Below are 16,069 nucleotides of genomic sequence, written 5' to 3' on the forward strand. Positions count from 1 at the left end.
TTTGCCATTATGGAAACCATTACCTGGCATGATTTTGAGCAAGTAGAATTACGGGTGGGCACCATCCTGGAAGTCGCTGATTTTCCTGAGGCCCGCAAACCGGCTTTCAAAGTAAGAGTTGATTTTGGCGAATTTGGTATCAAATGGTCAAGCGCGCAAATCACCAGGCATTATACTAAGGAGGAATTGCAGGGGAGGCAGATAGTTGGCGTGATCAATTTTCCTAAAAAGCAGATTGGCAAGTTCATGTCAGAGTTTTTGGTGACTGGCTTTGCTGATGAAAATGGCGATATAGTTTTGGCTGCAGTTGATAAACCCGTGCCGAATGGCAGTAAACTGATTTAAATGAGATATATAAATTTTGAGGAGGAACCTGCTGTTTCTCCCGATGAGTTTTTTATGGGTGAAGCTTTAAAAGAAGCCCGCTACGCCCTGGAAGAAGATGAGATCCCTATTGGCGCCATAGTAACTTATGGCGGCAAGATCATTGGCCGGGGGCATAACCTTACCGAGCGCCTGAGCGATGTATCTGCCCATGCCGAAATGCAGGCCCTTACTGCTGCCGCCAACTCTATGGGCGGTAAATATCTGCCGGGTTGTACACTATATGTAACTATGGAGCCCTGTGTAATGTGCGCCGGTGCATCCTATTGGTTCCAGGTGAGCCGGATAGTTTTTGGAGCCTATGACGCTAAGCTGGGTTTCGGCAGACTTAACCAAAAGATCACCCACCCTAAAACAGTTATCACCGGCGGCATCCGCGAAAATGAATGCTCTGAACTGGTGAAGAACTTTTTTAGGAATAAGCGGAAGTAGTGGGAAGTCCATGGACGATAGACCATCGTCCATGGTAATTATGTTTTGATTCTGGCTATGGGTAATGGTCTATCGTCTATGGACTTAAAACTTGACATTAAATTAGAACAAAAAGCAAATTCTACTCTTATATTTGTTACATCACAATCATTAAACTTTAAAATTGTAATTATGGCATTTACACTACCGGCGTTATCCTACGCTACTGATGCATTGGAACCGCACATTGATAAACTGACCATGGAAATTCACCATGGTAAACATCACCAGGCTTACGTTACTAACTTAAATAAAGCCCTTGAGGGTAAGCCTGAAGCTGACAGCAGCATCGAGGATATCATCAAAAACATCTCGAAATTTGCGCCTGCGGTACGTAACAACGGCGGTGGTCACTTTAACCACACTATGTTCTGGACTTTGCTTTCTCCAAACGGTGGCGGCGAACCTACAGGTGCTTTGGCCGATGCTATAAAAAGCACTTTCGGTTCAATTGCCGATCTTAAAACAAAAGTTAACGAAGCTGGTGCAACCCGTTTCGGTTCTGGCTGGGCATGGTTAATTGTTACTGCAGATAAAAAACTGGCTATTTGTTCAACCCCTAACCAGGACAATCCATTAATGGATATTGCTGAAGTAAAAGGTACGCCTATTTTAGGTATTGATGTTTGGGAGCATGCTTATTACCTGAAATATCAAAATCGCCGCCCGGATTACCTGGCAGGCATCTGGAGCGTGATCAACTGGGCTCACGTTGCTGAACTTTATACAAAAGCAATCGCTTAATTCAATTAAGCTCATAAATTTGAAGCGGCAGGATTTAAATCATTCTGCCGCTTTTTTATAGCACATGACCGAGGATATACTTAAGTTAAGGATTGAACAAATAAAATGGGAAACGCCGGATACGGCTACATTTTACCTGGATAATATATCGGGAGAACCTGTTAAATACAAGGCGGGACAATTTGTTACCCTGATGTTTAATCACCGGAACGAGGAGATCCGCAGGTCATATTCGCTCAGTTCATCGCCCGATGAGCCAGGATTATCCGTCACCATTAAACGGATCACAAACGGCGAGATCTCACGCTTTATGCTCACTAAAATGAAGGTGGGCGATACCCTGAATGCTTTAGCGCCGGCCGGCAGATTTACCATTAACCGTTATGAACAGGATAAAGACATTTTACTATTTGCTGGAGGCAGCGGCATCACCCCTATACTTTCGCAGATTAAATATGTGTTGAACCGCCCGGGCAACAGCAGGCTTACACTCATCTACAGCAACCAGGATGCAAACTCCATTTTATTTAAGACTGAGCTTGAACTCCTGGTAACACAGCACCCCGAAAGGTTTAAAATCATCCACCTGCTAAGCAGCGAGGCTAACCGGCTCAATGCTGATAGGGTTGAAGAACTTGCCCACCAGATTGTTCCCATTGGATTAGATAAGGCTGAGTTTTATTTGTGCGGACCATTTCCTTATATGCGCATGATCAGATTCGCGTTGGTGTATATGGGGATCGAACCAGGGCGGATTAGAAAGGAGAATTTTGTATTGGAAACCGTAGCTGTAACCCGTACTGCTACTAACTTTCCGCCGCGTAATATCAGGATCAAATTCAGGAATGAACTGCATGACCTGGCAGTGGGCGAAAACCAATCCATTTTACAGGCGGCCCTGCAAAACAACGTGCCGTTGCCCTATAGTTGCCGCAACGGCGTGTGTTCCACGTGCACTGCCAAATGTTTCAGCGGCAAAGTAGAAATGATCAAAAACGATGTGCTTACCGATGCCGATATTGCCGATGGCTGGATCCTCACCTGTACCGGGCATCCCGTGAGTGATGATGTGGTGATTGTATTTGGGGAGTAGATTCTGGAGAATTTAAAAGAACGTGTCTATTCAAAAAATCCATCACCTTTTAATCCCAAATTCCATTGGCTTCGGTCAGGATAATCGGCAAGCCATCTGTTACTACAATGGTATGCTCGTGTTGTACCGCAAATCCTCCTTTGTCGCCCACAAGCGTAAATCCGTCACTTAACTCTACAGTCCAGGTTGAGTCTGTGTTGATGAAAGTTTCAATCGCCACAACACTGTTTTTTCTGAACCGTCTTTGATCAAGCTTGTCTTTGTAATTCAAAATACTGTCCGGTTGTTCATGGAGCCCCCTTCCAATACCATGTCCACCTAAGTTTTTTATCACTTTGTAACCAGCATTCCTGACTTCTTTTTCAATCAGTCCGCCAATTTCATTGATTTTTACACCGCCCTTAATACTATTAATTGCCTTTTTAAGGATCTCCCGCGAAGTATCTACCAAGTGATTTTTTTTATGGATGTCCTGTCCCACGATAAAAGAACCGCCGTTATCTGACCAATAGCCGTCCAGTTCGGCAGAAACATCAATGTTTATAACATCGCCATCCTGTATAATCCTATCATTTGAGGGTATTCCGTGACACACCTCATTATTTAAGCTAATGCAGGTAAATCCCGGAAAATTGTACGTAAGATGCGGAGCGGACCGCGCACCGAAAGTACTCAATACCTGCCCTCCATAATTATCTAATTGTTTTGTACTCATTCCAGGTTGGGTATATGCCCGCATTTCCTTTAAAGTCACGGCAACGGCTTTGCTAACGGCCAGCATTCCCTGAAGATCTTTTTCGTTATTTATCGTCATATCTATTTTGTTTCAAAAGTATCAACCTTGAGCTATCGCTGACAGTATAAATTAGACATCTGTTCTCTAATCAACAAATTGGTATATTCGCATTATGCCTATCAATTTTTTTAGACATATCTACACTCCTAATAACGCGCTTATTACCAGGATAAGCCCACCGGAAAGCTTAAGGAATTTTGTTGAAGGGTTTTATTTATTTAAAACTCAGGATTTGTATGGAAGACAACTCTTTTTCAATGATGGTTATCCTGTAATTACGTTGATGCAACACCGTGCAGGTAAGATTCTAATCAATTTAAACGGCGATATTATAAATATTGGCAATGCATGGGTTTGTGGTGGTCTTCTAAAAAACGTCTATTGTGAATCCTCCATCAGTACCGAAGAGTTTTTTGTTATTCGCTTTAATCCCATTGCTTTTTTTAAGCTGTTCAATATTCGTGAAAATGTTTTTAAGCATAAGCCAGTTTTTGATCTCGCGGAAATTGTAACCGATGATTTCGGCGTTTTCAACAACAACTTTTACAGCAATGCCTCTATTGAGCATAAAGTTGAAGCAGCAACTAATTTTTTATCCCAAAGGATATGCGCAACTGCGTTTCCAAATTTATTAGGAGACGTAATTAATCATATTGAACAGGGACGGAGCCTCACCGTAAGGGAGCTCGCAAAATCATGCGGTGTGCGCATAAACTACAAATGGTTGGAAAGAAACTTCAAAAAGCACATCGGGGTATCCCCGAAAGACTATTTATTGCTCAGGCGCTTTTTGAATACTTATCGCAGTTTGGATTCATTATCTCCCAAAGCGCTGTTGCAAACAGCTTTAGAACATGGTTATTATGATGATAACCACCTGATCAAAGACTTTAGGAGTTTTTCAGGGCAGTCTCCCAAAGCTTTCTTTCAAAACAGCAATCGTGCTTAATATGCTGTTAGAATTTGTGTTTAACGGGTATTAATTATAGTATGTTGATTATCGAAATAAATGAAAAAAATTTCGAAACATATTCGATGAAATTATTTAGCTTTCCCAGGCAATTGTACGTTAAAGTTATAATAGGTACGGAAAAACCAGTATTTATGACGGACTTCGGATTATGTTTTGCAAAAAAAATCTTTTAATAAATTGGAGATCTCCCGTATAGTGGAATCACCGACCCTTTATAATTAGTAAACCATTTGTTTAAGGATATTGAACTAAGAAATTGATAGCCGGGCGAATGGTTAAGACCTGAACAAAGAATTCAATTTATATAAAATAAGAAGAGCACAACACTTATCACCTATGAAAAAAACGCACTGTCTTTTTATGTTTTCCTGCTTCCTCATATTGGGTTGTACCGGTGTAAAAAAGCTGGCTGGCACCAACGATGCCGACAAAGGCTGGAAGAAGCTGTTTAATGGCAAAGACATTAACGATTGGTTTGTCAAGATCAATCATCACCTCGTTGGCGAAAATTATGGAAATACGTTTCGGGTAGAAGATGGCATGATCAGGATCAGCTATGACCAGTACGGCGATTTCAACGATCAGTTTGGCCACTTATATTACAAAACGCCATTTTCTCATTATCATTTGCGTTTTGAATATCGCTTTGTTGGTAAACAACAAAAAGGCGCACCAGACTACACGCTCCTTAACAGCGGTATGATGTTTCATTCGCAGGATCCCAGGACAATGCTAAAGGATCAGGATTGGCCAATATCAATAGAAATGCAGTTATTAGGCGGCCTCGGTGACGGGAAACCAAGACCAACGGGTAATATGTGCTCACCCGGCACCGATGTTGTTTACAAAGGCAGCGTCTCGCCCGATCATTGTATCAATTCTACTTCAAAGACCTATGATGGCGAACAGTGGGTAAAGGGGGAACTGATTGTTCAGGGCAACAAATTAATTACGCATATCATCAACGGCGATACCGTACTGCAATATTCCAGACCTACGATAGGCGGCGGGGTAGCACATGGTTACGATCCGAAGTACAAACAGGACGGAAAATTACTAAGCAGTGGTTTTATCGCCTTACAAAGTGAGGGACAGCCTGTCGATTTCAGGAACATAGAGATCAAACAGCTGCCGGATGTTGACAATTAAATAGTAAACAAAAATACTGTAAGCCCGAAGCGTTGGAGATTTGGTTATCGTCTTGTTTTCATCAATCTCGCAGAACTGTTGAAAATAACGATATAAGAATAATTTTATAATGTTTCCTGGGTTTGAAAGATGGCTCAGGCAGATTTCATTTTTAACGTTTTTGTCGGTCCCTTTATTTAGATTTTTTTTCCATCGGTACATCCGTTAACATTGATTTTGCTGTTTATAATTTCCAGGTCCTCAATAGTTAGCTTACCAATACGCATATCGCCAAACGAGGCCTTTTTAACAGATAAACGACCAAGATAAAACGCACCAATAGCGATTGATCCGATCGCAATGCACCCCAACGCAATGGCTCCTGTTGCACCAGCGCCTATTGCCCTGGCACCCAAAGCGTAAGCGCCTATTGCTTTAGCGCGCTCCATTTTTTTACTGATGTTTTTTATTCTCATGATTTTGTCCGTTTTGCTTAGCATTATTATGTTGGCTTTATTTCTTTATCAAATAACAAATTTTTTGATAAAGAGTTGATAGCCAAAGTATTTTTCATTAAAACTTCCAAGTTACATAATCCATTAAAACTATGGGTAAAGGCGCAGACTTGCCACCACCAGACCGGAAATAAAAAGTAAATTTATTGCGTCATTATCAGCATTCAGAATATTAGAAAGATCAGGATTTAGGGTATTCGCTTTGTTGGGAATCAGGTGATAAGTTTTTCTGCGTAAAACCCATGAAATTTTTAGTTCGATCACTTAAGTAGTGAAAATTGATGGCGAATGAAGGATCGTAGGAGACTGCAGGCCGCGGAAAAATTTGTTTATGTGTTTTATAAAAAGCTACGATTGGGAGTGTAGTCACATTTGGTAGTGGTTGTCTAAAATGGTCAGAGCATCCCGGTAATTTGCATTGACATACACGCAGAAAGCTTCCAGTGAAATCCAGTGATGGTGTCGGAATTTGTTCGAGTTTTTTACTTTTTGGGAAAGAGTTTTAGAAGAGCTATAGGATAATTCTCCAAGGACTTGAATGTCCTTTATGGTTAAATTTATTTCAAAATGCTTCATAAAACAAAGCTTCGCACATTGGAATACCTAAATTGGGATTCTAACCCATGCATATCGCTGTTTCTGTAACAACAAAAAGGTGAAAAAGTTTTCAGCCCGCGTCGGTGTCGCTTTTCCGACATATCCCTTTTTCGATTGATCGCTTTTTTTCCATATCCTCTTAAAAAAGGCTTAAACGCAAAAAAGCCTCACTTTTCAGTAAGGCTTTTTGCTTTTAGCGGAATGGACGGGACTCGAACCATACCAATATCTTGAACGTATTCAATGAGTTATCTTTTTAATATGCCACTTGGTAACCGATTAGGTAACCGAATATTTTAATATTAATTGATTGATTTTGAAAGAACTACAAGGGTAAATTTAATAAAAACGAGTAAATAATCCAACAACCTTTTCAATCAATTTGATAAAGAAAAGTTTCAAACTAAGAACGGGGGTAGCGAGTAATTTTCAACCTCAGTGTACAATATCCTCCACAGCTTTGTCATCTACTCTGGATTGTCGCATGGCACCTTTTACAATAAAACCAACATATTTACCCATTGCCTTCTTCCTGTTAATATTTAATAAGATAATCGGTTACTTGCCGTTTATCCTATCTATAATAAACAACGTATTGCCTGTGGAAAATTGTCGTATCCATAAAATTGTGCTTTTTCAATAGGATAGTCGATTTTGCAGGATTTGCATTTACCTATGACTCACTGGTCAATTTCAGCGGAATATACATTCTATCCCCTAACTTTTTGGATTAATCTTCGATTAGCACCCTCCTGGTGGTGTTGCAGTACGGCCTTGATGGCATCAAGTTCTTTTTTCACAGTTTCCTTATCCATGTGACAGAAATCATTAATTGTGCGACACAATTAAGCCTATTGCGACATGTTTGCAATTACTGCGACAAAAAAATAAAAATTTGTCGCATAATAGAAAATTGCGACAGTTTTAGAAATTATACGACAGTTTTGATTTAAGCCGTATGCCCTGAAAATAAAACCCCTCAGATGATGTCACCTGAGGGGTTTTTACTGTTTTTGATATTGAAAAAGCGGAATGGAAAAAGTGAAGGTAGGCAAGTAGGAAAGCTATACATAACTTGGTAAGTATTATATCGTAACCAGATTGGGTATAAAACGCAACGAACAACACTTATTAATCCCGATAGGGTATAATTAAATTACAAATCGCCTATATGATCCCGATGGGGTATAATCAATAAATTTAACATATATTTGTACCCGAAAGGGTATAAATATATGTTGTCAGATTATTTAAAGAAAAAACGGAAATCACTAAATCTCACACAGGAAGACCTGGCATCCAAAGCGGGGGTCGGACTTAGGGTCGTTCGTGAGATGGAACAGGGAAAACCAACATTGCGGATGGATAAAGTGAATCAGGTGTTGATGTTATTTGGCGCAGAACTCGGCGTGGTATTAAAAGTAAAAAATGATGAGTAGGAAAGGTTTGGTGTATTTTCAGGACACGCTGGCTGGTGTACTAGCGGAAACTGATGATGGTTACGAATTTACTTACCAGGCTGATTATTTAGATAATAAAAACGCAAAACCGGTGAGCTTAACGCTGCCATTGTCAACCCGGAAATATGAAAGTAAAGTATTGTATGCTTTTTTCGATGGCTTGATACCGGAAGGTTGGCTGCTGGATTTGGCAACAAAACACTGGAAGGTCAAAAGCAATGACCGGTTTGAATTATTACTATTAACATGCAGGGATGCAATCGGAGCTGTAACGGTTATTCCCGAAATAGATTAAGCTATGGCAAATTGTTGGTTTTGTTATCAGGATGCAGGTACATCGTCTTTTCATGAAAAATGTTCAAAGCGTTTTTTTGGTACGGCTAAGGTACCTGAGCTGGAATTGAATAATAAACTTTTGAAAACGTTGGGCGAACAGACCATCAACGAAAGGATCGCTGTGACCGGAGTTCAGCCCAAGCTTTCTGTTACCCTGAAAAAGACGAAGGAGCACAACCGTCTGACTATAGTAGGACTTTGGGGAGAATACATACTTAAACCACAACATCCTGGTTTTCCAGAAATGCCGCAATCAGAAGATCTGACTATGCATTTGGCCAGCCTGTTTAAAATGCCAACTTGCGATCATACTTTAATGGAGGCATCAGACGGCAGTTTGGTTTATCTTGCCCGTAGATTTGACCGGGTGAAAGGCCATAAGGTTCACATGGAAGATTTCTGCCAGCTTTCTGAATTTTTAACGGAAAATAAATACAAGGGATCTTATGAAAAGATCGGTAAGCTTATCCTGAAATACTGTACTCAAACTGGTTTTGATGCGCTAACTTATTTTGAACTGGTGTTATTTTCTTTTTTGACAGGCAACAATGATATGCACCTGAAGAACTTCTCTGTGCTATATACGGACGAGGGGGTAAGTCTAAGTCCTGCCTATGACCTTTTAAATGTAAATCTTGTTAATCCACAGGACGATGAAGAATTGGCCCTGACAATAAACGGCAAAAAGAAAAGAATTGGATTATCTGATTTTGATGTGTTGGCAAGAAGTATGAATATACCTGAAACCGCCGTTCGGAATACCTATAACAAATTTTCCTACGGTAATAAGGAGGTTGGTAAGATGATTGAAGCATCATTCCTGAGCCCCGAAAAAAAGGCACTATACCTGGAAATTTGGAATAAAAAGCAACGGTTGTTTAATTGACAAGCCACAGTTATACATTGTGGATTTTCCTCCTGGTGAGAAAAAATAAAATCCTTATTCACCGCAGTCGCGAAGATAGCCCACGCCGGAATCAAACGTCAAGGGTACACAAGCGGGCCGTTGTGTCCGCTTCCAGCGGTTGGCCCTTGACATTTGATCCGGCTAAGCGCTTTTGTTGCTTAAGCGTTGAATAAGGCTCGGTTGTTCACAAGCTTTCCTATTTCTTTTGCAATTGTTTGAGCCGGCCTTGATAGGATTGCCAGTAGTCCCATTTTGTGGTTTCTTCTAAGAACGAGGAAAATGTGAACCGCTCAACAGCGTCTGATTGTGAAACCATTAATTCCATCATTCCATTAAATACTTTTTTTAGCTGTTACTGGTCCCCTTCAATTAGGTAAGACAACCTTGTTAAAAGAGCTTTTAATCTATAAATTAATCTTCTTACAGGTTGGGTAAGGAATAGAGATGGTTGCTTCGGATGGTATCAAACACTTTGGGGCTTAAACGTGTTTATTAGAAGTTGATAAATCGTTTGTCTATGCAACAGAAAACTGATCCCCAGGATTTCGAAAAAAGATTTCGGGAATGCGACGATAAATTTAATACCATATTTAAACGTACCAGTGCAGCCAGCAAGATAATTGCGCGAGATCTGACCATTTTAAAGGTCAATGACGCACTGGCAGAATTAATGGGATACAGCGCAAGTGAAATTGAAGGAACCAAGATCCTGGAACATGCCTGTGAAGACTATCGCAAGCATTGGCATGAGTTACAAATGGAACTATGGTCAAATGAGGTCCCTTTTTTTAAACTTCAGGCCTGCCTTTATAAAAAAGACAAATCCCTGGTATGGGTAAACGTTACAACTATCCTTTTTGAGGATCAGGGCGAAACCTATGGGTTCACCGTTCTCGATGACATTACCGGGCTGAAAGATTTCGAAGAAAGTCAAAAACGGTTGGACATGGCTTTGAAGTATTCAAAAATGGCAGTTTGGCAAATGTCATTAAAAAACAATGCGGTTCACCGTTCCGAAGGGCATGATGAGCTATTTGGCTATGACAGGTTGCAGCCAAAATGGACGATTGAAAGTTATCTGCCACTGATATGGGAAGAAGACCGCCCTAAGTTCTTATCGGCAATCCGATCACTGCCCGACCATAAATCGGTGGATCTTCAATTACGGCTTATAACAAAGGATGGATCGCTTAAATGGGTGAATTTTCAAGGCAAAATAGAAGATGATCCTTACGGTAATGCCGACAAAGTATTGGGAACAATAGCAGATATCACAAGGGATAAACTAGCCGAGCGGCACAAAGACGATTTTATAAGTATCGCAAGTCATGAGCTCAAGACGCCGATTACCAGCTTGAAAACATCCCTTCAGCTTCTGGCCAGGATGCAGGAGGACTTACCAGATAGGTTAAAAGCGTTAGTTGCCCAGTCCAATCGAAGTGTGGATAAAATTGTTGTCCTGGTTGATGATCTGTTAAATGCCAGTAAGACATACCAGGATCAACTTAACTTGAAAAAGACGACATTTAATCTGTACAGGGTCATCGAAGAATCCAGTGGACATTTGCGCCTCGAAGGTTCCCATGATGTAGACATTAGCGGTCCGTCAGACCTGATGGTTACTGCTGATGCCGAACGCATTGAAAGGGTCATTATTAATTTCCTGAGCAATGCCATTAAATATGCTCCGAACGCCAGGAAAGTTAATATCAATATCGAAAAGATCGGGGCGGAAGCAAAAGTATCGGTTACAGACTATGGGCCGGGGATACCGGAAGCTAAGCTTTCTCTTCTGTTTAATCGCCATTATCAGGCGGGTAAATTGGATACTCAATATACCGGGCTTGGGCTTGGACTATTTATCAGTTCTGAGATCATCAAAAGGCATGGCGGAGCAATAGGGGTGGATAGCAAAGTCGGTTCCGGGAGTACCTTCTGGTTTACCATCCCACTTTAGGTGTGCCTTACCTCGTTTTTATTCTTTTTCTGACTTGTTTATATATTTGTGAACAATAAGATATAAAAGGTCCAGATCAAAAGGCTTCCTGATATAGGCGTCGAACCCGGCTTTATCGAAGTGCTCATGAATATTGCTGTTGCAACTCATCGCAATCACCGGAAGATAAGGGAATCTCGATTTTATCGCCCGGCACATATCAATGCAGTTATCTCCGGAAAGTCTGTAGTCCAGCATAACGAGATGCGGCCGTGCCTGATCGATTAAATCAATATAGTCACTTTTGCAATTTTCAATGGGACAAACCACGAAATTTTCCAGTTCCAGTGCAACTGTTAAGGCACGCATCACGTCTGTGTCCGTTTCCTGAATAACTATGGTTTCATGCATCAAGAAGGCAAATTAGATGTAGTTTCGAATGGAAATAATTAAAGTTAAGAACTATTATCAGAAATTGCCAATTACTTTCTTTATTACCGTAATTTGGATTCTTGATCATAGAAAGGTTGATTCAGTTCTATAACGATGTCTGCGGGCATAGCCTGCGAAATAGCGGTAAACATCCGGGAGCCTTATACTCAGTAACGCAACCAAATTTTCTGCACGTGACAGCAGTATTGAAATCAGTTGTTTAAGGAAAGCGACGAAGTAACGGCCGGATACAGGTAGAAAGCATTGAGGGTAAAGGATCAACGTTTTTGCTGACGCTGCCAAAGGCAACTATACCCACTATAAGCCATGGGGCGAATTGATCAAAAACCGATGCAGTAAGCAAGAATCCTCGACACAACAATTTATATTATATTTCAGCATTTGCATCCATGTTCCCGGATCACGAAGCCATCATATATTCATCAACTTTCGCCTTGAAAAGATTGATGTCAAAAGGCTTGCTGACAAATCCGTCGCTATGGGCATTTTCCTGCATTTCCCGCTTGCTCCGGTGTGCTGACATCAGCAGAACCGGAATATGGGTGGTTGCTGCATCCTCCTTCAGTTGCCGGCAGATTTCGATGCCGTCGCCGTCCGGCAGCATAATATCGAGTACAATTAAAGCCGGTAATTCCAGGGAAAGGCCCTTTTTAAGCGTGTTTACATCTGGAAACAGTTGTACCTGGTATAGATCATCTTTTAGGATATAATCAATGAGTAACCTGATGTCCTCATCGTCTTCAACAACAAACACTTTTTTCGTGGACATAAAATTTCAGTTATACTTAATATACGTGTATAAGGCTGTTTTAGTTTGTAAAAGCTGGTAGAGAAAATGTAAATGTCGCTCCATGGCCCGGGGTGCTTTCTACCCAGATTCTCCCGCCGTGCCGGTCAATAATGTCCTTGGATATATAAAGTCCCAGGCCGAGCCCCGAGGTCTTTCGCTCCTGCTCTTTAACACGGTAAAACTGGCTAAAAATGTGCTGCTGGTTTTCAGGCAAAATACCGGGGCCCTGGTCCTTCACAGAGATGCGAATCTCATTCCCGGTCCTGATAGCAATCATGCTTACCTCCCTGGCGTCCGGCGCATACTTCACGGCATTACCCAGTAAATTGGTGAGCACCTGTTCCAGCCGCATCTTATCGCCCGAGATCAAAAGCTCGCCATCTGCCGCCATTTTCAAATTATAGTGGGGATGGGTCTGCTCAAACGTATCGGTTATTTCGTCCAAAAGGTCCGAAAGATCAAAAGGTTCAAAATTCAACTGTAGTTTACCGGCCTGGATTTTAGATATATCAAACAGGTCATTGACTAACTCGTTGAGTTTGGCCAATTGCTTCAGTGCCTTTTCTGCAAAACTTTTGGCACTACCATCAGGAACCATTCTTTCTAATATCTGCAAAAAACCGCTCATCGAAGTCAGTGGCGTCTTAAGCTCATGGGAGGCCAGGGCGATAAATTCATCTTTTTTATTGCTAAGATCCTTTACCTCCTCAAAGAGCCTGGAATTATCTATGGCAACGGCAGCCTGTGAGGCTACGGTAACAACCAGGTCTTCATGCTCTTCTTTAAAAATGCCAGCTTGTTTGTGGCCAAAAAACAGGCCGCCGATGACCACACCCGAATGGGTAATAACCGGAACCGCCAGGTAGCTCACAACCGGCAAATGGCCTTCGGGCATACCAAAATATGGTGAATTTTTTCCATAACGCGGATCTTTCGTAATGTCATCAACCCGGACGACGCCCTCACCGCTAAAGGTCGGATGGAAAACAGCCGTGTTGCGGGGCATGGGAAAGTTCTCAAAAGCAGCCCGTGGCGCACCGGAAATGGTATAAAGCCAATAGGATTCGCCCGCCTGGTCTACCCGGTTATAGAAGAAGGCACCGAAATCCGCGCCGGTAAGCCTGGTAGTGGCATCGGTTACTCTTTGTAAAATGTGTTCCAGATCAAGGTCCTCGTTAATGCTTTTACTGATCGAATTAAGGATTTCCATACGCTCCATGTTTTTAGCGACGGACCGCTCCGCTTCTTTCTGCGCTGTAATGTTCCGGGCTATTTTTGAAGCCCCGATGATTTCGCCGGCTTTGTTGAGGATGGGAGACACCGACAGTGATATGTGCAACTGTTGTCCCCCTTTGGTCCTGCGGATAGTCTGGAAATGATCTACCTTTTTTCCGGCACGAATGTTTCCGATAATTATATCTTCTTCATTCAGACGCTCCGGCGGTATTAGTAATGAAATATGTTGACCAATAGCTTCCTGCTCCGTATAGCCAAACATTTTTTCTGCGCCGATATTCCAGCTGGTGATGATGCCTTGCAGGCTTTTACCGACAATGGCATCGTCCGAGCTGGCGACAATGGCAGCCAGCCTGGCCTGCTTTTCTTCGGCAGCATTTTCTTCGATGATACTGCGGGCAACCTGGGACGATCCTGTAACTTGCCCTTCCTGGTCTTTGATAGACGAAATGGTAATAGATACGGGAATTTCAACGCCTTCCCTGGTTCTGCGAATCGTTTTAAATTGCCCGATCTGCTTCCCCTCCATAATATCACGCATGATGTCCATTTTTTCCTGCTGCCTGTCCTCCGGGATCAGCAGGTAAACAGATTCATCGATTATTTCCTCATGGCTATAGCCGAATAACCGTTCAGCTGCCGGATTCCAATGGGTGATCCGCATATCAAGGTCATGGCAAAATATCGCGTCGTCAATGCCTTCAAATATAGATTGCAGGGTTGATAATTCTTGTGAATGCTGGAGTCTGGCCATTACTATTCGGTGCGGCCAGAAAACGGCATTATCTGTTCAGTGGCTTTTTTGTTTGATTTAATCTAATAATAACCTTAAAAACACAGAAAGGTTTTAAGCCCTTAAAAGAGGCCAGGCCGATGAAAATCTGGCAGCGAAGCTGTAAATTTTTCAGATGCCCGCTGCAAAAATTTCAGTTTAATTCCATTTCCGGCTTTGGCATCTCACTTGTAGTATTACTTTCGAACAATCGTTCTTTAAGTTTAATAGATAAATGGTTTGATCCTTTAAAAACAATTAAAAGAAAAAATTATGACATTAGTTAAATTTAATCCCGACAAAAGAAACAGTTCACTATTACCAGGTTTTAGTGATGTTTTCGATTCTATTTTTAATGACACTTTTTTCAATGACCGTATGGTAACCCGCGTACCTGCCGTCAATATCAGCGAAACGGAAAACAACTATCATGTGGAACTGGCTGCGCCGGGTCTGAAAAAAGAAGATTTCAAACTGAACCTGGAACGTAACGTGCTGAACATTGCAGTTGAACAAACCGCCAGTCAGGAAGACAATCAGAAAAATTACAGTAAACGCGAATATAGCTACAGCTCTTTCGTGCGTTCCTTTACGCTGCCGGAAAGCGCGGATGACAGCCAGATCAACGCGAGTTATACCGATGGTATCCTCCGCATCGACATTGCCAAACGTGAAGAAGCGAAAAGCTTACGCAGGCAGATCGAGATAAAATAATCGATTCCATCATATATCCGGAAAGGCTGCCGTCATGGCGGCCTTTTTCAGGATATACTAAGAAGTCAGTTTAATTATAGTAGGACTTAAATTTAAAGTTTTTCGGTTTAACCGCCTTTGCTGACGCCCAAACAGGCGGCCGGATGGCTGCTTTTAACAGGACAGCATCTGATATGCGCCGACATTAAAAAAGGCAAGTGCCCCTCTTGCAATGCCCTTTTATTTATAAACTGCTATGAAAACACAATTCTATATTTTATTAAGCCTGAAGACGCCGCGCGGCTTTGTCGACTATGGACAGTACTTCTTCGGTGACGAGCGCGGTACCGCCTATGAGTTATTCGGGCAGTTAAAAGGTCACCAAAATTTAAAAGATTCTTGCCTTTTACATATTGACCTGATGGAAACCGTCGATGAACTACCGGTAAAGGTCAAAACCATCTGCTGTACGCTGGAGGAATTGGCTTACAATTGTAAATTGATCGCAAGAGAGGTTTTTCGCTTAAAGAACCTGGAGGAAATGGAATGATGGATAAGTTATTTTTACTTAGAACACTGATCATCTCCATGATGATCTGCCTGTTGATCTTTGACGTGCTGCGGATCATGAGCCATTCGGCTGATGCCTTTCCCGAGCATAAAAAGCTATTACTGACCGGGATTTTATTATGGATCGTTTCCGTAATTACTAACCAGGGCAGTAATGACGACGATTGGGCAGGAGAGATTTAGGAAAATCTGGCCGATTAAAAAATTGCAGAATG

At 41.7% G+C, this 16,069-nt stretch carries 18 protein-coding genes; 13 read left to right on the plus strand and 5 right to left on the minus strand.

The features are described from left to right. Positions 1 to 9: 9 nt before the first annotated feature. The 4 genes from AC1D0K_RS19130 (at position 10) to AC1D0K_RS19145 (ending at position 2,692) form a co-directional block, all read left to right on the plus strand. Positions 10 to 345: a tRNA-binding protein gene (locus tag AC1D0K_RS19130; RefSeq protein ID WP_295718464.1), complete on the plus strand. Its 336-nt coding sequence runs from the start codon at positions 10 to 12 to the stop codon at positions 343 to 345. Then, complete coding sequence (locus tag AC1D0K_RS19135) at positions 346 to 816, plus strand: nucleoside deaminase (protein WP_477396077.1); 471 nt, start codon at positions 346 to 348, stop codon at positions 814 to 816. A 171-nt stretch (positions 817 to 987) separates the two neighbouring features. Beyond that, positions 988 to 1,599: a superoxide dismutase gene (locus AC1D0K_RS19140; RefSeq protein ID WP_295718471.1), complete on the plus strand. Its 612-nt coding sequence runs from the start codon at positions 988 to 990 to the stop codon at positions 1,597 to 1,599. Positions 1,600 to 1,663: 64 nt separating this feature from the next. Further along, complete coding sequence (locus AC1D0K_RS19145) at positions 1,664 to 2,692, plus strand: 2Fe-2S iron-sulfur cluster-binding protein (RefSeq protein WP_477396079.1); 1,029 nt, start codon at positions 1,664 to 1,666, stop codon at positions 2,690 to 2,692. A gap of 49 nt (positions 2,693 to 2,741) precedes the next feature. On the opposite strand, the gene map is transcribed toward AC1D0K_RS19145, so the two are convergent. Beyond that, positions 2,742 to 3,506: a type I methionyl aminopeptidase gene (gene map, locus AC1D0K_RS19150; RefSeq protein WP_477442552.1), complete on the minus strand. Its 765-nt coding sequence runs from the start codon at positions 3,504 to 3,506 to the stop codon at positions 2,742 to 2,744. A gap of 94 nt (positions 3,507 to 3,600) precedes the next feature. Between map and AC1D0K_RS19155 the strand changes: the two genes are divergently transcribed. Both AC1D0K_RS19155 and AC1D0K_RS19160 read left to right on the plus strand, forming a co-directional pair. Beyond that, positions 3,601 to 4,437, plus strand: coding sequence for a helix-turn-helix domain-containing protein (locus tag AC1D0K_RS19155; RefSeq protein WP_477396083.1), 837 nt, complete (start codon positions 3,601 to 3,603; stop codon positions 4,435 to 4,437). A 360-nt stretch (positions 4,438 to 4,797) separates the two neighbouring features. Next, complete coding sequence (locus AC1D0K_RS19160; protein ID WP_477442550.1) at positions 4,798 to 5,610, plus strand: 3-keto-disaccharide hydrolase; 813 nt, start codon at positions 4,798 to 4,800, stop codon at positions 5,608 to 5,610. Positions 5,611 to 5,786: 176 nt separating this feature from the next. Here the strand turns inward: AC1D0K_RS19160 and AC1D0K_RS19165 are convergent, their stop codons facing one another. Beyond that, on the minus strand, positions 5,787 to 6,065 hold the full coding sequence (locus AC1D0K_RS19165) for a hypothetical protein (RefSeq protein ID WP_477396087.1): 279 nt from the start codon (positions 6,063 to 6,065) through the stop codon (positions 5,787 to 5,789). Positions 6,066 to 7,936: 1,871 nt separating this feature from the next. On the opposite strand from AC1D0K_RS19165, the gene AC1D0K_RS19170 reads away from it, so the two are divergent. The 4 genes from AC1D0K_RS19170 to AC1D0K_RS19185 all read left to right on the plus strand — a co-directional run bounded on the left by AC1D0K_RS19170 (position 7,937) and on the right by AC1D0K_RS19185 (position 11,361). Beyond that, positions 7,937 to 8,140 carry a helix-turn-helix transcriptional regulator gene (locus tag AC1D0K_RS19170; protein WP_477396089.1) on the plus strand — a complete coding sequence of 68 codons (204 nt, stop codon included), beginning with the start codon at positions 7,937 to 7,939 and terminating at the stop codon, positions 8,138 to 8,140. After that, positions 8,130 to 8,456, plus strand: coding sequence for a HipA N-terminal domain-containing protein (locus tag AC1D0K_RS19175; RefSeq protein ID WP_477396091.1), 327 nt, complete (start codon positions 8,130 to 8,132; stop codon positions 8,454 to 8,456). The genes AC1D0K_RS19170 and AC1D0K_RS19175 overlap by 11 nt, the downstream gene beginning before the upstream one ends. A 3-nt stretch (positions 8,457 to 8,459) precedes the next feature. Further along, positions 8,460 to 9,383 (plus strand): HipA domain-containing protein, encoded by a 924-nt coding sequence (locus AC1D0K_RS19180; protein ID WP_477396093.1) that lies wholly within the window; start codon positions 8,460 to 8,462, stop codon positions 9,381 to 9,383. A 538-nt stretch (positions 9,384 to 9,921) separates the two neighbouring features. Next, the gene (locus AC1D0K_RS19185) at positions 9,922 to 11,361 is read left to right on the plus strand and encodes a sensor histidine kinase (protein ID WP_477442547.1); all 1,440 of its coding nucleotides are present in this window, start codon (positions 9,922 to 9,924) and stop codon (positions 11,359 to 11,361) included. 18 nt (positions 11,362 to 11,379) lie between these two features. Here AC1D0K_RS19185 and AC1D0K_RS19190 read toward each other — a convergent pair whose 3' ends face one another. The 3 genes from AC1D0K_RS19190 to AC1D0K_RS19200 form a co-directional block, all read right to left on the minus strand. Further along, positions 11,380 to 11,751 carry a response regulator gene (locus AC1D0K_RS19190; RefSeq protein ID WP_477396097.1) on the minus strand — a complete coding sequence of 124 codons (372 nt, stop codon included), beginning with the start codon at positions 11,749 to 11,751 and terminating at the stop codon, positions 11,380 to 11,382. Positions 11,752 to 12,193: 442 nt separating this feature from the next. After that, positions 12,194 to 12,562, minus strand: a complete 369-nt coding sequence (locus tag AC1D0K_RS19195; RefSeq protein ID WP_477396099.1) for a response regulator — start codon at positions 12,560 to 12,562, stop codon at positions 12,194 to 12,196. Positions 12,563 to 12,602: 40 nt separating this feature from the next. Next, positions 12,603 to 14,573 carry a PAS domain S-box protein gene (locus AC1D0K_RS19200; protein ID WP_477396101.1) on the minus strand — a complete coding sequence of 657 codons (1,971 nt, stop codon included), beginning with the start codon at positions 14,571 to 14,573 and terminating at the stop codon, positions 12,603 to 12,605. 291 nt (positions 14,574 to 14,864) lie between these two features. On the opposite strand from AC1D0K_RS19200, the gene AC1D0K_RS19205 reads away from it, so the two are divergent. From AC1D0K_RS19205 to AC1D0K_RS19215, 3 genes are all read left to right on the plus strand, one after another. After that, entirely contained in the window at positions 14,865 to 15,305 is a 441-nt protein-coding gene (locus AC1D0K_RS19205) for an Hsp20/alpha crystallin family protein (RefSeq protein WP_477396103.1), read from the plus strand. Positions 15,306 to 15,540: 235 nt separating this feature from the next. Beyond that, entirely contained in the window at positions 15,541 to 15,834 is a 294-nt protein-coding gene (locus tag AC1D0K_RS19210; RefSeq protein WP_477396105.1) for a hypothetical protein, read from the plus strand. Next, positions 15,831 to 16,037, plus strand: coding sequence for a hypothetical protein (locus AC1D0K_RS19215; protein ID WP_143014212.1), 207 nt, complete (start codon positions 15,831 to 15,833; stop codon positions 16,035 to 16,037). Before AC1D0K_RS19210 ends, AC1D0K_RS19215 begins: the two co-directional genes overlap by 4 nt. Positions 16,038 to 16,069: the final 32 nt, after the last annotated feature.

The sequence above is a fragment of the Mucilaginibacter sp. P1_A3 genome (assembly GCF_056406855.1).